9 tRNA genes and 1 rRNA gene are annotated in these 993 nt (G+C 51.7%); all 10 read right to left on the bottom strand.

Annotated elements, in window-relative coordinates:
• Positions 1–23: 23 nt before the first annotated feature.
• Positions 24–99: transfer RNA gene (locus DN394_RS27195), tRNA-Ala, on the bottom strand.
• Positions 100–108: 9 nt separating this feature from the next.
• Positions 109–182 (bottom strand) — tRNA-Pro (locus tag DN394_RS27190).
• 8 nt (positions 183–190) lie between these two features.
• Positions 191–264 (bottom strand) — tRNA-Arg (locus DN394_RS27185).
• Between the two features lie 3 nt (positions 265–267).
• Positions 268–356 (bottom strand) — tRNA-Leu (locus DN394_RS27180).
• Between the two features lie 16 nt (positions 357–372).
• Positions 373–447: transfer RNA gene (locus DN394_RS27175), tRNA-Gly, on the bottom strand.
• A gap of 29 nt (positions 448–476) precedes the next feature.
• A tRNA-Leu gene (locus DN394_RS27170) sits at positions 477–557 on the bottom strand.
• Positions 558–571: 14 nt separating this feature from the next.
• Positions 572–647, bottom strand: a tRNA-Lys gene (locus tag DN394_RS27165).
• Positions 648–660: 13 nt separating this feature from the next.
• Positions 661–736 (bottom strand) — tRNA-Thr (locus tag DN394_RS27160).
• Between the two features lie 4 nt (positions 737–740).
• Positions 741–816: transfer RNA gene (locus DN394_RS27155), tRNA-Val, on the bottom strand.
• A 5-nt stretch (positions 817–821) separates the two neighbouring features.
• A 5S ribosomal RNA gene (rrf, locus tag DN394_RS27150) occupies positions 822–937 on the bottom strand.
• Between the last annotated feature and the right edge of the window lie 56 nt (positions 938–993).

Raw genomic sequence — 993 nt, 5'->3', positions numbered from 1 at the left:
GTTCAGTTTTCAAAGAACTTTTTTGGTGGAGCCTAGCGGGATCGAACCGCTGACCTCCTGCGTGCAAGGCAGGCGCTCTCCCAGCTGAGCTAAGGCCCCAAACAATTATCGGGAAGACAGGATTTGAACCTGCGACCCCCTGGTCCCAAACCAGGTGCTCTACCAAGCTGAGCCACTTCCCGAAAGAAAACGCGCCCGAGAGGAGTCGAACCCCTAACCTCTTGATCCGTAGTCAAACGCTCTATCCAATTGAGCTACGGGCGCATATGGTGCCGAGGGCGGGGGTCGAACCCGCACGGTGGTCACCCACCGCAGGATTTTAAGTCCTGTGCGTCTGCCTGTTCCGCCACCCCGGCATGTCATATTGGAAATTGGAGCGGAAGACGGGATTCGAACCCGCGACCCCAACCTTGGCAAGGTTGTATTCTACCACTGAACTACTTCCGCAAGACATGTTTGAGTTATTTCATTAAAAGTGCGGGTGAAGGGAGTCGAACCCCCACGCCAAAGGCGCTAGATCCTAAGTCTAGTGCGTCTGCCAATTCCGCCACACCCGCATATTTCATTAAAATGGTGAGCCATGAAGGATTCGAACCTTCGACCCTCTGATTAAAAGTCAGATGCTCTACCAACTGAGCTAATGGCTCTTGCAATAAAAACTGGTGCCGACTAGAGGACTTGAACCCCCAACCTACTGATTACAAGTCAGTTGCTCTACCAATTGAGCTAAGTCGGCTAAATGGTGGAGGATGACGGGATCGAACCGCCGACCCCCTGCTTGTAAGGCAGGTGCTCTCCCAGCTGAGCTAATCCTCCGAATTGCCTGGCAACGTCCTACTCTCACAGGGACAAGGTCCCAACTACCATCGGCGCTAGAGAGCTTAACTTCCGTGTTCGGTATGGGAACGGGTGTGACCTCTCTGCCATCATTACCAGACTGTATTCATTTAAGACAAGAATCATCATAACTTATTTAACTTTTAAAGTCAACAA

The sequence above is a fragment of the Bacillus sp. BB081 genome (assembly GCF_008368895.1).
GTDB lineage: Bacteria > Bacillota > Bacilli > Bacillales > Bacillaceae_G > Bacillus_A > Bacillus_A wiedmannii.
The sequence above is the reverse complement of the archived record's forward strand: the minus strand, read 5'-3'. Positions and strand labels throughout refer to the sequence as shown.